Genomic DNA, 1,832 nt, shown 5'->3' with positions numbered 1-1,832 from the left:
AGTGCCTGTTTTCGTTCCCTAAGGGCTTGCCGGGAAACAAGTCGTGGCTTCCAGCTGCGGGACTCGTTCTTCTGGTATGGGGAACCCGGAGAGGTGTGCGGCCATAGGCTCTTCGCGAATTTGCACAATGGGCCTCATAGTGCCGCCCACCACATAGTGTCGGTCTCCCCCTCGCCTCTCCATGCCACGTGCGTTGTTCCGTCAAAATGGCAAATTCCTGGGCCTCGAGAGGTTGCCACCCCGGAGTAATCCTGTCCCGCAAATCCGATGGGTATCTGTCCCGAAAATGCAGTTCCATCGTACATGCTGAAGTATATTTCCGGGTCGGACTGCATACCCTTCCACGCCACCATGATCCGATCTCCATCCACAGTGGCGGATGGTCCGTGGCTCGTGCCCACATGGTAAGTCGTGCCCCCGTCGGCGTCCGCGAGTGTGTAGAGGACCTCTTGATGCGGCTCCCATGACGATTCCTTTATATCGAACTTTGCGAAATACATCCGCTCGTCTTCTTCGATGCCCTTCCAAAACATGTGGAGCTTGTTGCGGAATACGACGAGTGCAGGAGAATGAGAGGTTCCGACACCCTGCACTTTCTGCTGAGTCTGCCATCCCGCCGCCGTGTGCCGAGTCCAATAGATGCCGTCATCGCCCACGATGCCCTTCCAGGCTAGATAGGGAGTAGGGCCAAGCGCCGCGACGGCCGGGCGTGTGCTTGATCCAACATCTGGGATGTGCGTCCGCCCCGTCCAGCCCATTCCTTCGTTATAGGCGACATAAATGCCTGGATCTCCCTCGATGCCCCTGCACGCCAATACCAAACCCGTCGAGAAACCGTCGCTCGTAATCGAGTAGCTCGCTAGGTCTGGACTATGAGTTGACCCGAACTCACCTTGGATTCGACTCTGAGGACTCCAAGCGCCATCCCTGAATGTTGCCTCGTAGAGCCCTGGGTCGCCCTCTATCCCCTTCCATACCATGTGCAATGCCACAGTCGAGGACGAGAAAGTTACTCGCCCGGCGGCGGCAAGCGACGGACGATCGCTCGTAGCCCGGTCCCCTAGGCGTTGAGGGTCGTGCCATCCGTACAGACGACGGAGCGCGTCGCGAGACTCCTCGTCTATATCTTGCATCCATGGCCCAGTGTCCGAGGTAGAGGCAAACATGAGCGATGACGGACTATCTGAGTGCCTCAGCCCGAGGGCGTGACCGATCTCGTGGAGGGCGACAAACCTGAGTTTTTCCTCCGTCCAGGTTTCTGCGCTGTCGAACTTTACGACGCCCTCTTCGGGAGACTTGGCGGTCGCCAACGTTCCGCCTGGCTCTCCAAAGCGGCGGTTGAACAAGCTGAAGCCGACAAACGATAGGTGAATGTCGCCGTTGCTGGCCACGGGATCGAAGGTGAGCAGCCCATCTGACGTAGCCGACCACCGGAAGAAGGCGCTCACGATGGCCTCGTTGACCTGGGTTTCGTTAACGCCCACAGCGTTCGAGGGATCGAATGAGTAGGTCAGTATTCTGCGCGACCATCGCCCGGGTATAGGACCACCATAGGTTTGCCTCTGAAGATCCGTAACGATGCGGTCAGGCACGTCGCAGAACCTGCGGTCCGAAATTATCGTCACGCCATCGGGTGCATCAATCACAGTCGTGATACCCGCCACGTCAAGGCTGAATTTGATGACTGGGATCGGGCTTCCCTGCCTGAAAAGCCTATAAGAACTTGCGGGGATCACGGTAAATGTAGACACTCCCGGAGGCATGGGGCCTTTCGTGTAATTGAGCAGGGAAGGGGTGACGCTCTCGGAGAGCTCGCTCGTGTCCAAGCTGAG

1 protein-coding gene is annotated in these 1,832 nt (G+C 58.0%); it reads right to left on the bottom strand.

Features of this window, described 5'->3' with window-relative positions; translation table 11 throughout:
- Positions 1 to 134: 134 nt before the first annotated feature.
- A partial coding sequence (locus AQJ46_RS53900) for a matrixin family metalloprotease (RefSeq protein WP_159064298.1) occupies positions 135 to 1,832 on the bottom strand: 1,698 nt, incomplete at its 5' end.

The organism is Streptomyces canus (assembly GCF_001514145.1).
Taxonomy (GTDB): Bacteria; Actinomycetota; Actinomycetes; order Streptomycetales; family Streptomycetaceae; genus Streptomyces; species Streptomyces canus.
The sequence above is the reverse complement of the archived record's forward strand: the minus strand, read 5'-3'. Positions and strand labels throughout refer to the sequence as shown.